Origin of the sequence: Streptomyces sp. NPDC088246, assembly GCF_044741025.1 — a bacterium.
GTDB lineage: Bacteria > Actinomycetota > Actinomycetes > Streptomycetales > Streptomycetaceae > Streptomyces.
Genome location: NZ_JBIURV010000090.1, coordinates 1 through 19,244, shown reverse-complemented (window position 1 = coordinate 19,244; position 19,244 = coordinate 1). Strand labels below are relative to the sequence as shown.

At 67.9% G+C, this 19,244-nt stretch carries 22 protein-coding genes and 1 pseudogene; 14 read left to right on the top strand and 9 right to left on the bottom strand.

Annotated features, from left to right (window positions below; genetic code table 11):
- The 6 genes and pseudogenes from ACIPEK_RS44360 to ACIPEK_RS44335 form a co-directional block, all read left to right on the top strand.
- A partial coding sequence (locus tag ACIPEK_RS44360) for a hypothetical protein (protein ID WP_402008330.1) occupies positions 1-253 on the top strand: 253 nt, incomplete at its 5' end.
- Entirely contained in the window at positions 253-732 is a 480-nt protein-coding gene (locus ACIPEK_RS44355; RefSeq protein WP_402008328.1) for a PPC domain-containing DNA-binding protein, read from the top strand. The genes ACIPEK_RS44360 and ACIPEK_RS44355, both read left to right, overlap by 1 nt.
- 118 nt (positions 733-850) lie before the next feature.
- Positions 851-1,579, top strand: coding sequence for a 2'-5' RNA ligase family protein (locus ACIPEK_RS44350; protein WP_402008326.1), 729 nt, complete (start codon positions 851-853; stop codon positions 1,577-1,579).
- A gap of 357 nt (positions 1,580-1,936) precedes the next feature.
- Positions 1,937-2,170: a hypothetical protein gene (locus tag ACIPEK_RS44345; RefSeq protein ID WP_402008324.1), complete on the top strand. Its 234-nt coding sequence runs from the start codon at positions 1,937-1,939 to the stop codon at positions 2,168-2,170.
- Positions 2,171-2,261: 91 nt separating this feature from the next.
- Positions 2,262-2,378, top strand: a pseudogene (locus tag ACIPEK_RS44340) (NUDIX hydrolase); the annotation flags it as partial.
- 44 nt (positions 2,379-2,422) lie between these two features.
- A complete protein-coding gene (locus ACIPEK_RS44335; protein WP_402008331.1) occupies positions 2,423-2,719 on the top strand; it encodes an SHOCT domain-containing protein in 297 nt (98 codons plus the stop codon).
- A gap of 233 nt (positions 2,720-2,952) precedes the next feature.
- On the opposite strand, the gene ACIPEK_RS44330 is transcribed toward ACIPEK_RS44335, so the two are convergent.
- Complete coding sequence (locus ACIPEK_RS44330) at positions 2,953-4,053, bottom strand: phosphotransferase enzyme family protein (protein ID WP_402008322.1); 1,101 nt, start codon at positions 4,051-4,053, stop codon at positions 2,953-2,955.
- Between the two features lie 310 nt (positions 4,054-4,363).
- Between ACIPEK_RS44330 and ACIPEK_RS44325 the strand changes: the two genes are divergently transcribed.
- Together ACIPEK_RS44325 and ACIPEK_RS44320 are read left to right on the top strand one after the other, a co-directional pair.
- Positions 4,364-5,722 (top strand): RNA-guided endonuclease InsQ/TnpB family protein, encoded by a 1,359-nt coding sequence (locus ACIPEK_RS44325; RefSeq protein ID WP_402008320.1) that lies wholly within the window; start codon positions 4,364-4,366, stop codon positions 5,720-5,722.
- Positions 5,723-5,966: 244 nt separating this feature from the next.
- Entirely contained in the window at positions 5,967-6,362 is a 396-nt protein-coding gene (locus ACIPEK_RS44320) for a hypothetical protein (protein WP_402008318.1), read from the top strand.
- A 46-nt stretch (positions 6,363-6,408) separates the two neighbouring features.
- Here ACIPEK_RS44320 and ACIPEK_RS44315 read toward each other — a convergent pair whose 3' ends face one another.
- From ACIPEK_RS44315 to ACIPEK_RS44290, 6 genes are all read right to left on the bottom strand, one after another.
- Positions 6,409-7,440, bottom strand: a complete 1,032-nt coding sequence (locus ACIPEK_RS44315; RefSeq protein WP_402008316.1) for a thioesterase domain-containing protein — start codon at positions 7,438-7,440, stop codon at positions 6,409-6,411.
- A gap of 41 nt (positions 7,441-7,481) precedes the next feature.
- Entirely contained in the window at positions 7,482-8,450 is a 969-nt protein-coding gene (locus ACIPEK_RS44310; RefSeq protein WP_402008314.1) for a beta-ketoacyl synthase N-terminal-like domain-containing protein, read from the bottom strand.
- Complete coding sequence (locus ACIPEK_RS44305) at positions 8,447-9,583, bottom strand: beta-ketoacyl synthase N-terminal-like domain-containing protein (RefSeq protein WP_402008312.1); 1,137 nt, start codon at positions 9,581-9,583, stop codon at positions 8,447-8,449. The genes ACIPEK_RS44310 and ACIPEK_RS44305 overlap by 4 nt, the downstream gene beginning before the upstream one ends.
- On the bottom strand, positions 9,580-11,337 hold the full coding sequence (locus tag ACIPEK_RS44300) for an AMP-binding protein (protein WP_402008310.1): 1,758 nt from the start codon (positions 11,335-11,337) through the stop codon (positions 9,580-9,582). The genes ACIPEK_RS44305 and ACIPEK_RS44300 overlap by 4 nt, the downstream gene beginning before the upstream one ends.
- 199 nt (positions 11,338-11,536) lie before the next feature.
- A complete protein-coding gene (locus tag ACIPEK_RS44295) occupies positions 11,537-12,313 on the bottom strand; it encodes a hypothetical protein (protein ID WP_402008308.1) in 777 nt (258 codons plus the stop codon).
- Positions 12,314-12,413: 100 nt separating this feature from the next.
- Entirely contained in the window at positions 12,414-12,899 is a 486-nt protein-coding gene (locus ACIPEK_RS44290; RefSeq protein WP_402008306.1) for a hypothetical protein, read from the bottom strand.
- Between ACIPEK_RS44290 and ACIPEK_RS44285 the strand changes: the two genes are divergently transcribed.
- The 6 genes from ACIPEK_RS44285 to ACIPEK_RS44260 all read left to right on the top strand — a co-directional run bounded on the left by ACIPEK_RS44285 (position 12,898) and on the right by ACIPEK_RS44260 (position 17,584).
- Positions 12,898-13,143: a hypothetical protein gene (locus ACIPEK_RS44285; RefSeq protein WP_402008304.1), complete on the top strand. Its 246-nt coding sequence runs from the start codon at positions 12,898-12,900 to the stop codon at positions 13,141-13,143. The genes ACIPEK_RS44290 and ACIPEK_RS44285 overlap by 2 nt on opposite strands.
- Positions 13,144-13,203: 60 nt before the next feature.
- Positions 13,204-14,136: a glycosyltransferase family 2 protein gene (locus tag ACIPEK_RS44280; RefSeq protein ID WP_402008302.1), complete on the top strand. Its 933-nt coding sequence runs from the start codon at positions 13,204-13,206 to the stop codon at positions 14,134-14,136.
- Positions 14,137-14,159: 23 nt separating this feature from the next.
- Positions 14,160-14,906 (top strand): PIG-L deacetylase family protein, encoded by a 747-nt coding sequence (locus ACIPEK_RS44275; protein ID WP_402008300.1) that lies wholly within the window; start codon positions 14,160-14,162, stop codon positions 14,904-14,906.
- 81 nt (positions 14,907-14,987) lie between these two features.
- Positions 14,988-16,082: an NUDIX domain-containing protein gene (locus ACIPEK_RS44270; RefSeq protein ID WP_402008298.1), complete on the top strand. Its 1,095-nt coding sequence runs from the start codon at positions 14,988-14,990 to the stop codon at positions 16,080-16,082.
- Positions 16,083-16,734: 652 nt separating this feature from the next.
- The gene (locus ACIPEK_RS44265) at positions 16,735-17,028 is read left to right on the top strand and encodes a hypothetical protein (RefSeq protein ID WP_402008296.1); all 294 of its coding nucleotides are present in this window, start codon (positions 16,735-16,737) and stop codon (positions 17,026-17,028) included.
- 421 nt (positions 17,029-17,449) lie between these two features.
- On the top strand, positions 17,450-17,584 hold the full coding sequence (locus ACIPEK_RS44260) for a hypothetical protein (protein WP_402008294.1): 135 nt from the start codon (positions 17,450-17,452) through the stop codon (positions 17,582-17,584).
- A gap of 35 nt (positions 17,585-17,619) precedes the next feature.
- On the opposite strand, the gene ACIPEK_RS44255 is transcribed toward ACIPEK_RS44260, so the two are convergent.
- Both ACIPEK_RS44255 and ACIPEK_RS44250 read right to left on the bottom strand, forming a co-directional pair.
- A complete protein-coding gene (locus ACIPEK_RS44255; RefSeq protein WP_402008292.1) occupies positions 17,620-18,150 on the bottom strand; it encodes a GNAT family N-acetyltransferase in 531 nt (176 codons plus the stop codon).
- 190 nt (positions 18,151-18,340) lie between these two features.
- Positions 18,341-19,244: shikimate dehydrogenase family protein (locus ACIPEK_RS44250; protein WP_402008290.1), on the bottom strand; the 904-nt coding region annotated here is incomplete at its 5' end.

Sequence of the window (19,244 nt, the reverse complement as noted above, 5' to 3'; positions counted from 1 at the left end):
TCGAAGCGCTGACGCTGGGGCCGTGGCCGCGGGGACCGGGAAGACTTCGACACACCCCACCCAACGCCACAACACCGGCCCGGGACACCCCCGGACCGGTCACGCCATACGAATCAACGACCCGCGAAGTCCGGGCCTAGACCCGTACAAAGCCCGCCATCTGCTGACAGTCCTGCTGCGCAGCGGCGCCCACCGCGACACGATCCTCGCCACCTTCGCGCCCGCCGGGACGACCGCGGAAGGGCGGGGCTGATGCGGCACACCGAACTGAAGATGGGGCGAACCTTCGCGCTGGCTTTCGATGACGGCGACGACTTCGTCGCGGAACTGACCGGCTTCTGCGCAGAGATGGGAATTCGGCAGGCCATCATCCCGATGTTCCTCGGAGGGTTCCGGGAGGTGAGCCTGGTGGGAACGAACGGCCCGCTGGAGGACCCGGAAGCTCCCGTGTGGGACGAGACGGTCCTGCACACGGTGGAAGCCGTCGGCTCCGCCACGCTCGCCTGGAGCCCGGAGAACGACGCCCTCGCCCCGCACATCCATGTCGCGGTCGGACGCAAGGATCTCGCCGCCGCGGGGAGCGTGTCGCATCTGCTGGGGGCGGAGGTGCAGTTCATCCAGGAGATGTTCCTCCAGGAGGTCCTCTCCCCCGGGATGCTGCGGCCGCTGTGCGGACCACACGCTGTCCCGACCCTGACCTTCGCCCCGCACCAGGAAGCCCAGCCCCTGTGACCCCGCCCGGCTCCGCCCCGAGCTCGGCGCGACGGCATCCGCGCCGGTTGCGTGGCTCCCGAAGAGGCGGGCCGGTGCCGTTTCGTCGTCATCTCGCCCTTGGGCAGTGAGGAGATCCGTGGCGCCTCGGCTGATGGTCGACGAGCGGGCATTCCCGTCGGCACCCCCGTCTGACCTTGACGACCCTGAAGTGATCGTCGGACACGACTGGGAGGCCTTCGCCGCCGTCTCCCGGATGACCGACCACTGGGCCCGGCAGGGATGGCCCGACGGCGGCCGCGTGTACTACTGGATGCTCACCTTTCCTGATTGCGCCGCTCTGGTCAGCCGTGCACAACAGTGCCAGCATGCACTGGCACATCCGGGCATGGACCCGGTCCCGGCCGACGGCCTGCACGTGACGATGGCACGGATCGGGGATACAGCCCACGTCCCGGCCGCCAGGATCCACCACTTGGTGGCTTTGGCCGAACGCCTGGCCCTCAAGTCCTTTTCCGTACTCGCCCATCCTCTCGCAGGGTCACGGGGGGCGGTCCGCTTCACTCTCACGCCCTGGACGCCTCTGGTGCGTCTCCATGCGGAACTCAGTGCCCATACCCGCCAGGCCGGCGTGCCCGGAGGCATGCCCACGGCAGCCTTCCGGCCTCATCTGGGAATCCAGTACAGCAACCGCGATCAGCTCGCCGCTCCTGTGATCGAGGGTGTTGCGCAGCTGCGCTGCCTTCCGCCCGTGCCTCGCGACATCACCTCTGTGGACCTTGTCGAGCTCTACCGCACGGACCTTCCCCGGCGCTCCTGCCAGTGGGAAGTCCTGCACCGCTTTTTCCTCGGCCGGCCGTCCAAGTGATCTTCAGCCCCGGTGGAATGAGCGGTCCCGATGGGTGCGTTGGAGCAGGGGCAGCTGCGGCTTCCGTGAGCATCATGGCGCTCCCCACTCGGGACGCACACGACGTTCCCCAACCCGCCAACGCCGGTCACTCGCCAGCGAACTTCTCCCCCGATGTGATCAGTGTGAGCCCTCCAGCGTGCCAGTTTGCTTCAAGATCTGCAGCAGCCGGGCGCCACCACGGTCGGTGAGCAGCACACCGGCCTCTCCAGCAACTGCTGCACAGCGTGCTGTTCCACTTGATGCGCTTGCCGCTTCCACCGGCAGCGACCCCGCGGGTTTTGGGCATGGACGACTTCGCGCCGCGAACTGGACTACATGGTCGCCGAGTTGCAGCGCCGAGGCCTGCCAGTCCGAACCACCTGGAACGGGCTCCACGCCGCCACCGACAGCGTCCGCCTCGCCCGGCCCGCGCACCCCACCCTCGTCACCGCCGTCCAGCGCTACCACCGCGGATGCACCGTCCACCCCGAGCGACGCGTGTTCTGCGACTGCGAGCACAGACGCGCCGAGGGCGCCCGCATCATCCGCGCCGCCCGACCAGCCGCCTGACCTCCGGCACCCACCAGGAACGAGACCATGAAGACCTGCGACAACACCTCGGGTCGGCATCGTCATCACCGATCACCAGGGCCGCTACCTGATGTTCGACCGCGCCACCTTCCCGCCCGGCACGGCACCCGCCGCCGGCCACATCGACGACCACGGGTCCGCCGAGGACGCGGGCCGCGCCGAGGTCGAGGAAGAACTCGGCCTCACCGTCACCGGCCTCACCCACGTCACCGGATGCTGGCGGGACAACCCATGCCGCCGCCTCCCCGGCGCACGCGGCACCGGCCACGACTGGACCATCTACCAGGCCCCGTCACCGGCGACCTCACCCCGAGCGCCCGCGAGACGAAGAACGTCCGCTGGATCACTCCCGACGCCCTACAGGAGTTGGCAGACCGGACGGTCGCCTACGCCCAGGGACGCATCACAGACGCCGAGTTCGAGGCTGCGCCCGGCATCGAGCCGGTGTGGATGCAGTGGCTCGCCAACATCGCCGCGATCCACATCAGCCCCGACGACCTGCTTCGGGTGGACCAGCTCAGCAGATGATCGCCGCCCCGTCCTCCTGACCCATCGCGGCCGCCGCCCCCGCTCTCTGGGCGCGGCGGCCCGGACGAGGTACGAAGCCGCCCAGGGTCAGCGGATCGCGGCCCGGTAGAGCAGCCGGTGTCCGCGCCCTCGGCCGGCCCTGAGTGCCCTGCTGCTACAGCAGGCCGGACAATCGAGTTCGCTGTCCGGGCCTGCAGCTTGCGTGAGTTACGCCGGCCATGAGGGTCATGAACTCAGCGAAGAGCGTCACGCAGGGCCTCCTCCAAGACAGGTAGCCGGTCCAGCAGCATCAGAGCTGCCTCGTGCCGCACCCGCCCGTAGGCCTCAAGTGCGGCGTCGACGATGTGCGGTCGTTCCACTGGTACCGACAGCGGAAAGGCCGAGCAGAGCATGGCTGCACAGCCGACACGAAGCGAGGACAAGAGGTCGTCCGCGGGCGCCTTCGGGTTGGCGTCCCGGTAGGCCAGGGTGAGATCGGTGTATCCGGTGAGCCAGCTCTCCGCACTGTTGTCCAGCACGCTCTTGGGGTCACAGCCAAGACGCGCGATTTCCCAGGAGAGGTACCCGGGTGTGGGCGGTCGAAAGTCCACGATCGCGGCTACCTCGTTGTTCTTGAACAAAACGTTGGGGCCGGCCATGTCGCCGTGCAGGACCTGGACGGTCAGCTGTGGAAGCGAGGCGAGGGTGCGCTCGACGTCCCCCAAGATGGCTTGTCGCTCACGCGCCGCCTGCAGCGCCCACGTCTCGAATTCCCCAAGCCTGGGCTTGTGCTGGTACGCATGAATCAGGCGCTCGAAGCGGTCCCGTGCGGTGACCACGTCGCACACCGCGGCACCAGGTTCCAGGGTGGGTGCGGCGGCGGGGTGAGTGGCGAGTCGGCTGTGGAGGCGGCCCATCGCTGTGCCGACCGCTGCCCACCGTGCACCAGTCAGGTTGCCCTCGGCAGTCTCGGTGTGCGGCACGTACGACCACAGGGACATCGGCAGGCGGCCGTGGGTCTCGATGAGTTCGTGCTCGCGCGTGCGGGTTGCCCGCGCGGTCGCGATACCTCCGTCGGCGGCGTACTCGGACAGTTCGACCGACGCCCGCTCCAGATCCAAGTGTTCTCGAGTGCGGTAGACCTTGGCGAAGTGCCGCTGGCCCGTCTGGTCCACGATGGCGTAGTTGTCCGTCGCGGTGCCCTCCGGGATTCGCGTTATTTCTGCCGGGTGCAGCCCGTACGCGAGCACCAGCGTGTCGGCGACCGCCGTGATCTGCTCCCCCTCCGCGGTGCGGCCGGGTGTGGAAGGCGCGGCGACAGGCTTGGTGGCGGGCTGGTGAGATGCGGTGGACATGGTCTCCTCGTCGAAGCGCACGGCGATAGTGGTCAGATGATGAGGCAGGTGGTCGGGTCGATCAGGACTCAGGCACGGACCGTGGCCGTCAGGTGCTCAGCGAGCTGGGCCGGACCGCGCTGGGTGCAGCGGGGCCGCAAGATCGCCGACGGACAACGCTCCGTCAATGCGGTCATTGGACTTCCTTCGTGGATACCCCCGCCTTCAGGCGGGGGAGGAAACGAAGCCCCCGCGTGAGCGGGGTAGGGAAAAGCCGGTCCGCGCTCTGCCCGGGTCCGGCGTTGTCAGTGCCGGTCAGTACGTTGATCACATGCAGCTCCGCTACCAGTTCCGCCTCGACCCCACGCCGGGGCAGCGCATCGCGCTGACGAAGGTGTTCGGGTGTGCGAGGGTCGTCTTCAACGACGGCCTCGCATTGCGGAAGCAGGCGTGGGAAACGGACAAGTCCCGTATCCCGACCGGGGAGCTGGCGCGCCGGGTGATCACCGTGGCGAAGCGGACACCCGAGCGAGCGTGGCTGGCCGAGGTGTCGGTGGATGCGTTGCAGTCGGCAATCCGGGACCTGGACGCCGCCTACGGCTCGTTCTTCGCGTCCGTGACGGGCAAGCGGAAGGGCCCGCGAATCCTGCCGCCGCGTTTCAAGTCCAAGCGCGACAATCGGCAGTCGGTGCGGTTCTCCCGTAACGGGTTCCGGCTGCGGGGCGAGCGTCTGAATCTCGCGAGAGTCGGGGACGTGCGGGTGCGGTGGTCGCGCCGATTGCCGTCCGTGCCGTCCTCGGCAACCGTGATCCGGGACGCGGCAGGCCGGTTCTTCTGCTCGTTCGTTGTAGAGGTCGAACCCCAGACGCTGCCCGACGTCGAGCAGGTAACGGGCGTGGACCTGGGGCTTGGGCATTTCGCCGTGCTCTCCGACGGCACGAAGATCGACAACCCCAGGTTCCTGCGCCGGGCCGAGAAGAAGCTGGGGAAGGAGCAACGGGATCTCAGCAGGAAGACGAAGGGGTCCAGCAACCGGGCCAAGGCCCGAGTCAGAGTCGCTCGTGCTCATGCGCGCGTGGCCGATGCACGGCGCGAGTTCCATCACCAGCTCTCCACCCGACTGATCCGCGATAACCAAGCGGTCGCCGTCGAGGATCTGGCGGTCAAGGGTCTCGCTCGCACGCGGTTGGCGAAGTCGGTGCATGACGCCGGCTGGACTCAGTTCGTGGCGATGCTGGAGTACAAGGCGGCCTTGTACGGGCGGCAGTTCGTACGGGCCGGCCGCTTCGAGCCCACCAGCCGGGTGTGCTCGGCCTGTGGCGTCAAGGACGGCCCCAAGCCTCTGAACGTGCGTGTGTGGACGTGCGGGGCCTGCGGCACGGCCCTGGACCGAGACATCAATGCGGCGGTCAACGTCGCGAAGGCCGCCGGACTGGCGGTGACAGCCTGCGGAGCGCAGGTAAGACCGGAACGTGTTCCGGCACCGCGCGGTGAAACAGGAACCCATCCGAAGGGCCTCCTCTCAGGCGGGCTCAGGCGGGAATTCCCCTCCTTTAGGAGGGGAGGAAGTCAACTGATTGCGCCTCCCTCGTTCGGGTTGTCGCAGTACCCGAGCCCGACCCGGCACCGCCACCAGTTGCCAGCAGGGGGCCGGCCGACCAAGCCGACAACGCGGCTCCCTGCCGCGTGACTCGGCTGATCGAGGCGGTGAACGCGGTAACCAACGCCAGCTTTTCGTGGCGCGGGTGACCGGTTCGGCATCGCACAGGCGGGGCGGAGGGCCGATCGGCGGGCGCCGCGGCACCAAGTGGGGATGCTCGTCGCATAAAGTGCGGGCGCACGGGTGTCCACGTCGTTCCCCCAAAAGATGATCTTGGACGCCTTCGTTCTCGTCTCGGCAGTCATCCCTCGGGCCGCACCACCAGGAGGAACCAGTGTCATCCCCGCAAGTGATCACCCCCGTGGAGATGCTCGCCGATGCGAAGAAGCAGCTGCGTTTCCCGCGTATTGTTGCGATTTGCGGCTCCACTCGTTTCATGGCCGAGATGGCCGAGGCCGAGCTGCGGGAGACCACCGCTCGGCCCGGAAAGATTGTTGTCAAGCCGGGTTGCGACATGAAGTCGTCGCACGACCTTTGGTCTGATCCTGTCGAGGCCAAGGCGCTGAAGGCCCGACTCGACGAACTGCACCGGTCGAAGATCCTGCTCGCTGATGAGGTGCTCGTAGTCGGCGACTACATCGGAGACAGCACCCGAGCCGAAATCGCCTACGCCCGGTCGTTGGGCAAGCCTGTGCGGTTCACGCACCCCGAAGTCGACCCCGACGCCTGAGGGCCCACCCCCACACCCTGCGCAGGCAACCCTTGGAATAGATCATCTAGCGGGTGGCGTGGTGGTGAGAGCGAGCACAAGCAGCGGCGGAACGCATCGCGGCCGTGATGGCGGCAGCGAGAGGCCGCCGGTGGTTCATCAAGTAGAAGTGGTCGCCCTCGTACCTTTCGAGTCCGCGGAAGTGCGTGGTGAACGCTTGCCAGGAGAGCAGACGGTCCTCTCCGATCAGCTTGTCGCGGCGGCCCCCGAATACCGAGAGCGGAATGGGCAGCGGTTCGGGGTCGGTGGGAGGAGCCCAGGTGTCCAGGAGTTTGAAGTCGTTACGGAACACCGGAACGAACTTGTGCCAGACGGCGTCGTTGTCGAGTAGCTGCGGTGTGCTGCCGCCGACGTTCCGCAGCCAGCCGCGCAGTTCGTCGTCGGACATCAGGTGAGGGCGGTCGTCGGCGCCGGCCTCGCCTCGCGGGGCGCCGTAGGCGGACACACCCAGCCAGTCCGGGAGCGGGTCCCCCTCGTGGTGAAGTCGGCGGGTGAGCTGGTAGGCGATGAGTGAGCCCATGCTGTGGCCGAAGAACCCGAATGGCCGGTCGAGCAGGGGGGCGATAGCGGCGTGGAAGTAGTCGACCAGCCGATCACAGTCGTCGATCAGCGGCAATGTCTGCAGCTGGCCTCGGCCGGGGGCCTCCAGGAGACAGAGTTCCCAGTCCTCCGGGAAGTGCTCCGCCCAGTCCCGGTAGAGCAGGTGTGAGCCGCCGGCGTGGTGGAACATGAACAGGCGCGCCGCTGGGTCGCTCAGCGGCCTCGGTCGGATGACCGGGCAAGCAGACGTCTCGCCGACGAGCTTCGAGATGACGAAGGCGTGCAGCTCGGCGAGGGTCTTGGCACCGCTGATGACCACGGTGTTCTCCGGGACGCCGTACGCATTCTCCACGCGGGTTGAGATCTCGAGCATCAGCAGCGAGTCGATCTCGAGTTCGTCGGAGAAGTGCGCCTCGTCGGTGACCTCCTCGGGTTCGATTTCCAGTACTCCGGCTATTAGAACGCGGAGATCCTCGATGTTCACGGACGCAGTGGTCATTGGTGTTCCCCTGGCTCCTACGTGGATTGACGAGTGGTCGGTCAAGGGGTCAGCAGCAGAGCGGCTGCCGCGTCGTGGCGAGGGCCTCCAGCCGTGGCGAGCACGTTCCCGGTGGCGTCGCTCTCCAGATGGGCAGCCGCGGCGGCGCACTGTAGGACGCCCAGTGCCCCGGACAGCGGGCCCAGCTGGGATTCCAGGTCGATCCGGCGAGTGGCTGCGAGCAGGTGACCCGACCCGGCACCCGCCTCGTCCACGAGCCACAGTCCGACGGATTTCTCCTCATTCACACCGGCGGAGGTCAGCGCTGCGGCGAGATCCCGGGCCCGTGCGTAACCGGCGATCGTGGCGCGCGGCCGTGTGCCACGGGAAGCGGCTGCGTTCGCTGGTTCGAGTACGATCGCGACCGCCGCGTCGGTGGTCTGCTCGCCGAGCAGCTTCGTCGCCACGTCATTGGCTGGTTCGACGCCGACGACGACGGCTGCTTCGGCGCGCCCGGCCACGATGAGGTTTCGGGCCCAGGCGAGGGCGTCCAGACCGCTCGTGACGCCGTTGCAGACGGTGAGGTTGGGGCCGCGCAGCCCGTAGCGGATGGCCACCCAGCCGGCGATGACATTGCTTGATGTCTGTGGCAGGCCCAAGGGGCTGAGGCCCATGACGCCTGCCCTGGCGATGGTGTCGGTGGCTTCGCAGACGCTGTCCACGTTGCCCAGGTTGGTGCTGACCACGACGGCGGTCGAATCAGCCACGCCCGTGAACGTCCCGTTGGCGTCGGTCAGGCCCGCGTCGTGGAGGGCGGACTCGGCAGCCCGCAGGGTGAGCCGGGACGCGCGGTCCTTGTGGCGCATCTCGCGTCCGCGGAGTCCGGTTGCGGGGTCGAAGCCGCCCTCGCCGGGCAGCGGTCCGAGGAGGTCGCCGTACTTCGCGACACCTGGGAGCGCCAGTCCGATGCCCGTGACGACGACCTCCCGGACGCTCGGGTTACTCATACGGGCGGTACTCGTCGCACTCATCGGGCTGCCTCCACGATCGCGACGGCGTTGATCCCTCCGAAGCCGAAGGCATCGATCTGAGCGATGGTCAGGTCGCCGGATGCGGGGGCGTCCTGCACCAGGCCCAGTCCTGCGGCCTCGGGGATCGGGTCGGTGAGTCCCAGGACCGGGGGTACCGTCCCTTCCTTCATGGCGAGCACCGCCATCAGGAGGCTGAGGAGTCCCGAGCCGCCCAGGGTGTGGCCGGTCATCGCCTTGATGGCGGTCATCCGCGGACCGGTTCCGGCGCCGTGGAAGATGTGGCGCAGGACGCTCGACTCCGTCAGGTCGTTGCGGGGGGTTCCGCTGCCGTGCAGCATCACCAGGTCGATGTCCTCCGCCCGTACCCCTGCTCTGCTGTAGGCGTCCTGGACCGCGCGTGTGATGCCGTCGGGGTCGGGTGCGGTGGCGTGGTGAGCGTCGCAGTTCATGGACACACCGCGCACCCGGGCGTGCACGGGGCCGTTCCCGATGCCGGCGCGCTGGACGACGATGGCTGCCGCGCCCTCGCCCATCAGCATGCCCTTGTGCGTGGCGTCGAAGGGGCGGAGCGCGTCGGGGATGTCGTTCTGCACCCGGTCGAGCGTGCCGAAGCCGCTCTCGGTTGCGGCGTCGGTGCCGGCGATGACGACCGTGTCGGCCATTCCGAGCTCGATCATGTCGGTGGCCATGCCGAGCGCGTAGAGCGTGGCTGAGCAGGCGTTGGCGAAGGTGTATGTGGTGGACGCGCCGAAGGTCTCCTTGAGGGCGGTGCCGAAGTGCAGGTCTTCGAGGGCGACTTCTGCGTGGTCGCGCCACCACAGTTCGAGGCTGCGCTGCTCGCGCATGGTGGTCCCGACCAGCACGGGTGTCTGTGACAGGTCCTCGTCCAGGCCCGCGTCGGCGACTGCCTGGCGAACCACGGTGGTGAGCCAGCGGGTGGCGCGGCGCGGGATGTCGCCACCGTCTTCGGGCCGGTCGTCGATCTCGTAGGCGTATACCGCCCTGTACTTGTCGGGGTCGAAGGCCTTCAGAGGCCTGCGGCTCTCCTGGCCTGCGCACAGCGCGGCGAATATCTCCCGGGGGCTGGCACCGATGTTGGCGATGGCGGCCATGCCCGTTATGTCCCAGGTCACGGTTGTGCAGCTGCCTTCCTGAGCTTGAAGGCGGCCAGTTTGCCGGTTGAAGTGGTCGGGAGCTCGTCGAGGAACTCCAGGCGGGCGGGCCGCTTGTAGGCGGCAAGACCGCCACGGATCGCGGCGATCACCGTACGCCGCACCACGGCCGTGTCGAATCCCGGCCGGGCCACCAGATACGCCACGGCCTGCTCCAGGCCGTCAGAATCGCGGCAGCCGACCACCACGCAGTCCTGGACCCCGTCAGTACCGCGGATGACGCTCTCGATCTCACTCGGCACGACCTTGTAACCGCCCAGGTTGAGCAGGTCATCGGCGCGGCAGAGATGGGTGAACATGCCGTCCGGCGCACGGCGCACCACGTCGCCTGTGTAGGCACCGCCGTCGGCGAAGGTGACCCCTGCGGCCTCCGGCCGGCCGATGTAGCCGAGGGCGACGGTCGGGCCGGCGATGTGCAGCCGGCCCTCCTCCCCGTCGGCGACGGGCGTGCCGTCCACAGCGCGGACGGTCGCGGTGATCCCGGGCACCGGGACCCCGAAGGTGCCCGGACGCTCTTTCCCCGGCGGCGTGCCGACGACTATGTAGAGCACCTCGGTAGCGCCGAGACCGTTGAGCAGCTCGGCCTGGAAGGCGGTGCGGATCCGCTCACTGAGCGAAGCCGGCAGATTCTCGCCCGCCGCCACGCACAGCCGCACGGAGTCGGAGGCGAGCGCCGTCCCGGAGGCGCTCAGCAGCGCCGCGTACAGCCGTGGGACGGAGAACAGCACGGTGGGTTGGTGGCGCTGCATCGCGGCGGCGAGTGAGTGAACGTCGACCGTGCCGCGGATGAGCGCAACGCGGGAGCCGGCCGCCAGAGGGCACAGGACGGAACTGCCGAAGCCGTAGCCGAAGGACATCCGGGCGGTGGACAGCACGGTGTCCTCGGGAGTCAGCGCCAGTACCGTGCCGATGCCGTCGGCCATGGCCGCGATCGCACCCGCCGAGTGCCGGACTCCCTTGGGCATGCCGGTGCTTCCGGAGGTGTACTGCACGAGCGCCTCACGCCCCGCACTCCACGCGGCCGGGGGCCCAGCCTCCTGCGGGCGGCGTGCGGGGCCGGGCTCGTCCGTGGCCAGAGCGGCGCGGACGTCAGCGCCGGCGAACTGGGTTGTCGTCTCGAACAGCTCCTCCAGGGCGCGTTGCCGCTTGGGGGCTGCGTCAAGGTGCACCATCGCGGCGGCGCAGTTCTCGGCGATGTAGCGGACTTCGTTGTCCGTGAGCACCGGGCTGATCACCACGGGGACGCAGCCGTGCCACCACAGGCCGAGGACGGCGACGACGGTCGCCACGGAATCGTCGGCGACCAGGAGGCCGCGGGCGCCCTCCGGCACGCCCGCTGCCCTGAGGGCACCCGCGTACCCACGTGCCGCCTCCAGGAGATCGGCGTAGGTGATCTCCCCAGCCTGAGGGTCGAGGTAGCTGGCCCTTTCACCCCGGCCGGCGGAGACATGACCCGCCACCAGGCGGTCGATCAGGTTGACCCCGTGGAGGCTTGTCGCACGCTCGCTGAGCACGGACACCGCGGCGTCCAGGCTGGTGAGGGCTGCCGCTTCCTCAGCGGACAGGGCTCCGAACTCGCGCTCGATCGCGGCCGCGACCGCAACCTTTTCCAAAGAGCTGATGCCGAGTTCCTCGTAAAACAGGGCACCGGAATCGATGTCTTCCTTTTCGACTTCGAGGACAGACGCCACGATCTCTCGCAGCCTATCGTGCACTGTATCGATGGGTTCTGCATCGCGCACCGGCGAGGGTCCTTTCCATATCTTCGTAGCCGAGAAGTGAGATCTGGTTGGAAAGAGAGCGAGGGTGAGCCGGAGACCTGCTCCCGGCCCTGTGCCGTTCACTGAAACGTCGCTTGGTTCCGGTCGGGAATTCAAGAACGGGGTGGGATGCCGCAACGCTCAGCGGGAGTGCTCAGGATTCCAGGCCGACCTCACAGGGGAACAAGACAGAAACGCCCAGGGGCTCCTCCGTGAAGATGACCCTCTTGGAAAGCGCGGACATGAAGCCGAGCTCGAAGATTGTTCCTTTTCCGACGAGACCGCCGGGGTTGCATACGACAACAGCGTCGGCTTTCCTGAACGCGTCCATGTGCACATACTTGTGCCGCCACGTGTCGCGTTCGTTCTTCAGGAGATCCTGGTAGTCGAAGAGGATGAAGTCGGTGCCCGCGGTCTCCGGCTTGATTCTTGTGGTCCGAGGGCTCAGCACTCCGGTGCCACTCTCGCGCAGACGGGCGATGGTGTCCTCAATATACCCCAGAGATTGCTGGAAGCTGCCGCAGACAACAGCATTCCGGAATTCCCTCCGGATCAGGCCTTCCATCATGTCGTTCGATCCGCACGCGGACATGCCCGTTTCCAGGTAGAACTGCTCCAGCTCAGGCCCGACTATGTTGAAATAGAGGCCGGTGTCGACATAGACGCTGTTGACCAGTGCGGCTGCTTCCGGCTGCGGGAGCTGCTGAAAGACCCCGGTGGCGTACAGGCGCGTTCTCTTGTTGTTAACGACCTCGTTGAATTCCTTGAGCCCGGCGCAGAACTCGCCGACTCTTTCTGCCAGCACCTCGTCGGCGAGGCTGTCTTCGAACGCGAGCTGCTCCGTTTTGAGTAGCTTCAACTCGCCGCTCTGGGAGTGGTAAACGCTCACGCGTTCCGAGTCGAAGTGGACCAGGACCCTGCCTTCTGCCACCAATGTACTGTTCTCCTTCTTCTCGTTCCAGCGCGTTGGGAGCCTACGGCCTTCGTCGAATTAGCTGAGAGGTTGGCAAGCGTTCCGGAGGACGCCACGACTAATCGCCCTGTCCGCGGAAGGCGCTGAGGTACTTTTCGGCGAATTCTTCCTCTCTGTCTCGATTGTATTGAGTGATGAAACGCGGGTGCTCCAAGGGCACAATCCTTTGAAAGAAGCGCTGGCCCTCGTTTACCTTCGAGAGGAACGCGAAGTTCTCGCCACTGCCAATGCAGTAGCACACCGAGGTGTCAGTTCCGAATGCTAGCTGGCGTTCCAGGGTGTCCACGAGGAAAGAGTGCAGGAGCTCCAGCAGCTTCTTGTTCTCGTAATAGTTGCAGTTGACCTCTTTTCCCTTGGGGCTCGTTCTCACCAGGCCAAGGGGACACACAAAACTCATGACGAAGTCGGCATAGAACTTGTCGCGGCCCCCGTAGCGCCTGATGACGTCGTGCAGAAACCCGGCGGAAGGCCGGCTCACCGCATAGCCGTCGACATCGACTCCCGTTTCGCTTTCGAGGCTCGACTGGGAAGGATGGGGTCGCATGCCCACGGGCTACGACATCGGACTGCTTCACGCCCTTAGCCTCACCCAGCCGGCCACCGCCGCCCGGATCCGCACCGAATTCGCCCACGTCCTCGAAAGCCTCGGCGGCCGGAACGGGGAACTCGTCGCCCTGGCCCAGCTCCTCCAGGTCGTCGGACGCGGACGCCACCGCGAACTCGCCGGTCGCCTGACCGGGCGTGCCCAGCAGCTCACCGGCACACCTGTGCCCACCCCTACCGCATGACCACCCCAGACGCTCCCGACCACGGCCGGGAGCACACCACCGGTCCGAGAGAAGCACGCTGTGTCCCATCCCCGCGTTGACGTCGTCCTGCTGACCATGAACGACCGCCCGGAGCAAGAAAAGACCGCGCAGGCCACGCTCCTTGCCCAGCGTGGTGTCGATCTGCGGATCTGCGTCGTCGGCAACGGCTGCGTCCCGGATATCGTCCCCTCCGACGCCCACACAGTCGTGCTGGAGGAGAACGTCGGCATTCCCGGCGGCCGCAACGCCGGAGCCCGGGCTCTCACGGAATCCGGCCGACCGGGCGACTACCTCTTCTTCCTGGACAACGACGCCACCTTCCCCACGGACGACGTGCTCGCCCGCCTGCTCGCCGAAGCGGACCACCACCCCGAAGCCGCCTATGTCCAACCGCGCCTGACCGGTCCGGACGATGCGACCACGCCGCGCCGCTGGGTGCCCCGGCTGCGGGCCGGCGATCCGTCAAGGCCCGGTGTCATCACAACGATGACCGAGGGCATCGTCCTCGTCCGCCGAGACGCCTTCGACGCTGTCGGCGGCTGGGAGGCCAGCCTGTTCGCCTACGAGGGTCTCGATCTGGCGTACCGGTGCTGGTCGGCGGGCTGGAGCGGCTGGTACGCGGCCGACCTCCGGATGCACCACCCAGTGACCAGCCCCACCCGTCACGCCCAGTTCCACCGCCTTGCCGCCCGCAACCGGATCGCGGTCGCCTACCGTAACCTTCCCGCTTCACTCATTCCCGCCTACCTGACGACCTGGACCGCCATCACTCTGGCCCGCTCGGCCCGCCACGGCGGGATCCGCGACTCACTCCAAGGCATGCGGGAGGGATGGGCCCTTCGTCACGCCCAGGCCCGCCGCCCCATGAGCTGGCGCACCGCCTGGCGGCTGACCACGGCCGGCCGCCCACCCGTCATCTCAACCCCCGCACATCCCCGATCGATCCGTTCACCAGCCGGAGGCACCCCGTGACGCCATCCATTCCCCCGTCTCTGATGGGCGTGTTCGCACATCCCGACGACGAGTCCCTGCTCGCCGGCGGCGTACTCGCCCAGCACGCCGCCGCGGGGGCCCACACCGCTGTCGTCACCACCACCTGGGCCGCAGACAGTCCCCGCGCGGCCCACCTCGCCGACGCCCTGGACGAACTCGGCGCCGGTAAACCGCGCATGCTCGGCTACGCCGACGCACGCAACCCCTCCTCTGCTCCCGGCCGGCCGCGTCTCATCGACGCGCCGCTCGACGAGGCCGTCGCCCGGCTCGTCCGCCACCTGCGGAGCTTCCGCCCTGGCATCGTCACCACCCACGACGTACTCGGCCAGATGACAGGCCACCCGGACCACCGCCGCACCCACCAGATCACCCTCCTCGCCTGCGAAGCCGCAGGCCTCCCGCACCTCTACCCGGAAGCCGGCGACCCCTGGCAGCCCCAAGCCCTGTACGCGGCCACCCACCCCGACAGCGGCGTCGGCGAACTGGCACCGCTGCTGACGGATGTCGGAAAAAGCGCGCTTTGCATCCCGGACGAGTACGTCACCACGGTCGTGGACGTAACCCAGTGGGTCGCCGTGAAGTGGCGCGCGATCCTCGCGCACCAAGGCGAAGTCGCCCGCGAGCGCTCCCTGCCCGGCATCCTCGCCCGCCTGCCCGCCGAGACCCGCCACGAGATCATCCGAACCGAGTACTTCACACGACTCACGCCCGGGCCGGTCCCGGGCGACCCACACCGGCTCACCACCTGAAGCCGCCCGTCCCCTCCCCGCCTCCCCCGGTCTCCGGACCGTACGACTGACCCGCAACAACCCAAGAAGAAAGGTAAGGACATGACCATGACGTCCGACCCCGGCAAGCTGCCCAACACAGCAATGACCGACGAAGAGTACGGGGCCCTTCGCGCCTCGGCCGCCCTGTGGGCAGGCGTCTCGGTGTTGATCACCGACCGGCGCGGCCGGGTCCTGATTCAGCACGTCGACTACCGCGATACCTGTCTCCTGCCTGGCGGTGCCGTCGACAAGGGCGAATCCCCCTCCACCGCTGCCGCCCGCGAGCTGAGAGAGGAGCTCGGCGTCACCGTCGTGGTCGACCGCGGCCTTGCCGTCGACTGGGTCTCCGCCGACAGTTCCAACGCCCCGGAGATCATGCGGTTCCCCGGCGAAATTCTCAGCGTCTTCGACGGCGGCACCTGGGACGATGACCGGATCGGCGAAATCCGTCTGCCGCCGAGCGAGATTACCGGGATCGAGTTCGTCGAGCCTGCACGGCTGCCCGATTTACTCTCCCCGACCGACGCCCGCCGCGCCCTGTCCGCGCTGCGGGCCCGGATCAACGCTGGTGGCACGGTACTCCTGGAAAACGGCCGCCCACTCGCCCCCACCGTTTTCGACCGCCTTGGCGTCCTGCAGACCGCCCGCCCCGCCTACCGCTACCCCTGGCACCACGGCCCGGCCCCGCACGAGCTCACCGTCACTCAGGCGTGGGCGTGGCTGTTCGCGCCGGACGGGCGCGTCCTCGTCCTCCTCGAACCCCACACGGGAGTCGCCATCCTGCCCGGCGGCACACCCGAAAAGCACGACCAGGGTGACCCCGTATCCACCCTGCGTCGCGAAGCCGACGAGGAGGCAGCAGCCCGGTTTGGGAGCCCGCTGCTCCTGGGACACGTCACCGATCCCACGGGGCGGCTCGGATACCTGCGCTACGCCGCGGCACTCACCGACGTCGGTCCCGCACGGCCCGATCCGGCCACCGGCCACACCTACACCCGCGTCCTGGTCTCCCCCGAACAAAGCACGGAACTCTTCGACTGGGGACCGGCGGCCGCCGACCAGCTCGCCGCCGTCCACCAGGCCCGCCAGAAGCTCGGCCTCCCCCGGGCCGCCCGCCAATCCGTCACCGAACTTACCGGCCCCACCGCCTGGTAGCCGTCTGTCCCGTCCCCGGCCCACCGTCTCAAGGAGTCTCTCGACAGTGAGCGACGTGCGCGCCGACAGACGATCCGGCCCTTGAGCAAAGTGGAACGGGAAGCACGGCCATCAGGGAAGACCGCTGCCATAGAAGCATGTGACCACGAGACGTGATGTCGCATGTCCGACGTCCGTGTGTCCGCCCTCGGGGCATGCGCCACCGGGCACCTCGTCAGGGCTGTGAAGTGTGAAGGCGAGTGATGGAGAGATCCATGCGCGAGCGTCAGGCCAGCCAGCGTGTGACAGCGGCCAAGATCTTTTCCCCGCGTACGGCCAGTAACTCCCCACAGGCGGTCCCCGCTGATGGCCAGTTCCGCTCCCCGGCTTCGCGCCGCCTGATACGGTGCGTGACCGAGCCGCGGCAAGGCCGGCGGTAGGCGACGGCGGCCTGCAGGAGACGCCCCGAGCTGCGGACGGAACGTGAAGGCGAGACCGCTCGCGCCGACTTCGGCGAGCGGTCGAGGCTGAACGGCAGCCGGCCAAAGCTGACGCGCGATCGGTCAGACACCGTCGCCCCCGTCGGCGACGCCAGCTGGCTCCGTCGTTGGTCTCGTCGATGAGGAAGTCCCGATTCGGCGACGGCCCGCCGCGGCGCTCGTAGGATGCCTGGATGCCTAAGCCGATACGGATGAGCCGCCGCTCGTGGGTTGCCGCGTGGGCGGTGCTGTGCGCGGCTGGCCTCGCCGCCACCGCCAAACTGAACGCCTCCTCGGCACCGGACCCGCAGCCCGAGAAGTCCGTCAGTGCCGAGTGCGCCGAGCGCATCGCGGACATCGAGACGCAGCTGGCCAAGGCCAAGCGGGAAGGCAAGGGAGACGGAGTGCTGGTCTTCTCGCGAGTCCAGGTCGGCACCGAGGACGACTGCCGTGACGATCTCCGTAACCACTTCCGTGGCGATCAGTGAGCCGCGGTACCTGGCTCGCCGCGATGACAGGGCTAGCCTTCGTCGGTGCCGGGGCAATCATTGCCGTGGGCGCCATGTCGGAACCGAAGCCGCGGCCCACGCCGCCGCGGGTGCACTCCTCCTGCCTGGCGGCAGACACAAAGCCGGTGTCTGCGGACGACGACCCGTGCGACGGCCGCTGAAGAACGTCCGAGCGACCGCCCGCCGCATGGCAGAGCGCCCAAACCCAAGACGGCCTCTTGGCCGACTCCGCCACAAGAACCGTGGACATCGGGGCTCACCCAGATGAGGGGGACCTTGTTCGTCACTGACAGTGAGTCTAGCCACGGCCACTTGATTGCCCGTCAGGCGGCCGTGGGCGGGGAGATCTAACTGGCCACCGACAAGCGTGCCCAGGTACCGAACCGCAGGGGTGGCAGCGTTGGAGCCTCGGCCGCAGTGGGAGAACCTGTTCGTCGCCCCCGCGTACAACCGTGATATCACCGACGAGGAGTGGTCTGAGGACCCGGTCGCTGCCGGCCGCAAGGGCGATCCGATTCACAGCGCCCGCCTGTAGAACACTTGCTGCACCGCCCAGGAAGGGGGCGGTGCTCAGCGTTGAAGGAAGCGGGCGCTCGCCTGGTCGGGAACGTCGAGCCGTTTACCCATGGCGCGGTTCACCGAAAGATCTCGTCCTGGCACGTAGGAAGGCCGAGAGCCATAGCCGGCCTGCCGGTAGAGCGTCAGGGCACCGTAATTACGCCAGCCGGTCTCCAACACGATCTGCGTCGCTCCGCTGTCGGAAGCACGTTGCTCCAAATGTTCGAGAATGCGCCGCCCCAGGCCGCGGCCGCGCGCCGTCTCCGCTACGTACATCCTTTTGATCTCTGCTGTATCGGCATCGAGCAGTCGGACCCCGCCGCACCCCACCGCGATTCCGTCGTGGTGGGCTATGACGAACAGCCCATGGGGTGGGTCGAAGTCTGCGGGTGGAGTGTCGGTGGGATCGTCCGCGAACCCGTAGATACCCGTTTGCTCGCGTTGAAGTGCCCGCATGAGGCGGCGTGCGTCCGCATGTTCGTAGGACACCGGCGCCAGGTTCGTGTGGGGAGACCTGGGCGGTTCGGCGGGATGGTTGGTCATGGGCTCGAGAGTGCCCGGCCGACGGCTTGCACGCACCCCAGTGTCGCCGAGGGCCACTCCCGACATCGAATTCTTCGGCGACACCCCGGGCACCCGCGAGGTCTATGGACAGCAGCTGTCCGATACATGGTGGCGTTCCCGCTGCGTTGGCACCGCCCCTGATGGGCGGAACAACACCGGCAGTGTCAGGTCAGGGATACTCCGCAGCCGCTGACTGCCCGGCTAGCAACATCTCGGTGAACGGCGCGGTGGAGTGTCCCGTCTGTAGGACGATCTGTCGTGCTGCTTGGTGTACGAGCATCGGCAGCCCTCCTACTACGCGTCTTCCCGCCTCCTGGGCGGCGTACGCGAACTGGCTGGGCCACGGGCGGTAGGCGACGTCCATGACCGTGCCGGGGCCTCGCGCCCACAGAGGTGCGAGCGAATCTGCGGCTCGGGGTGGCAGGGCGGATACGACGAGGTCAGCGGACAGATGGTAGTCAGCGGCTGTCCACGGCTCGATGGCGGCTCTGATGCCGATGCGTTCGGCCGTCGCCCCAAGGAGGGATCGGGCCCTCCCGGTGTCGCGGGCGATAACGACCGCCTGACCGCAGCCAAGCTCGTACGCGGCGGCGAGAGCCGTGCAGGCCGTCGCACCGGCGCCGAGCACGGTGACGGACGCAGCGGCGGTCACGCCCGCCTCACGCAGCGCCTGCACCATCCCGTACAAATCGGTGTTCTCCCCGACGAGCCGACCGGTGAGCGCCACAACGATGGTGTTCGCGGCGCCGATCCGTGCGACCGTCTCCGACACTTCATCGAGGAGGGGGACGACGGTGCGCTTGAGCGGCATGGTCAGCGAGAAGCCGCGCCAACTGCCGTCAAGGGTGCGCAGGAAGCCTGGCAGGTCCTGCGGACGGCATTCGATCGTGTGGTAGGTCCAGGGCAGACCCATCGTCGTGTAGGTCGCCCGGTGCAGGATGGGCGACAGCGCGCCGTCGGCAGGGAAGCCGAGCAGAGCTAGTAGGGCTTTGTTAGGTCCTGTGGTGGGGTTCGGGGGTTGGTGCGGGTTGGCCGCATATCGAGCAGGCGCCGGTCCAGGTGGCCAGGAGGGC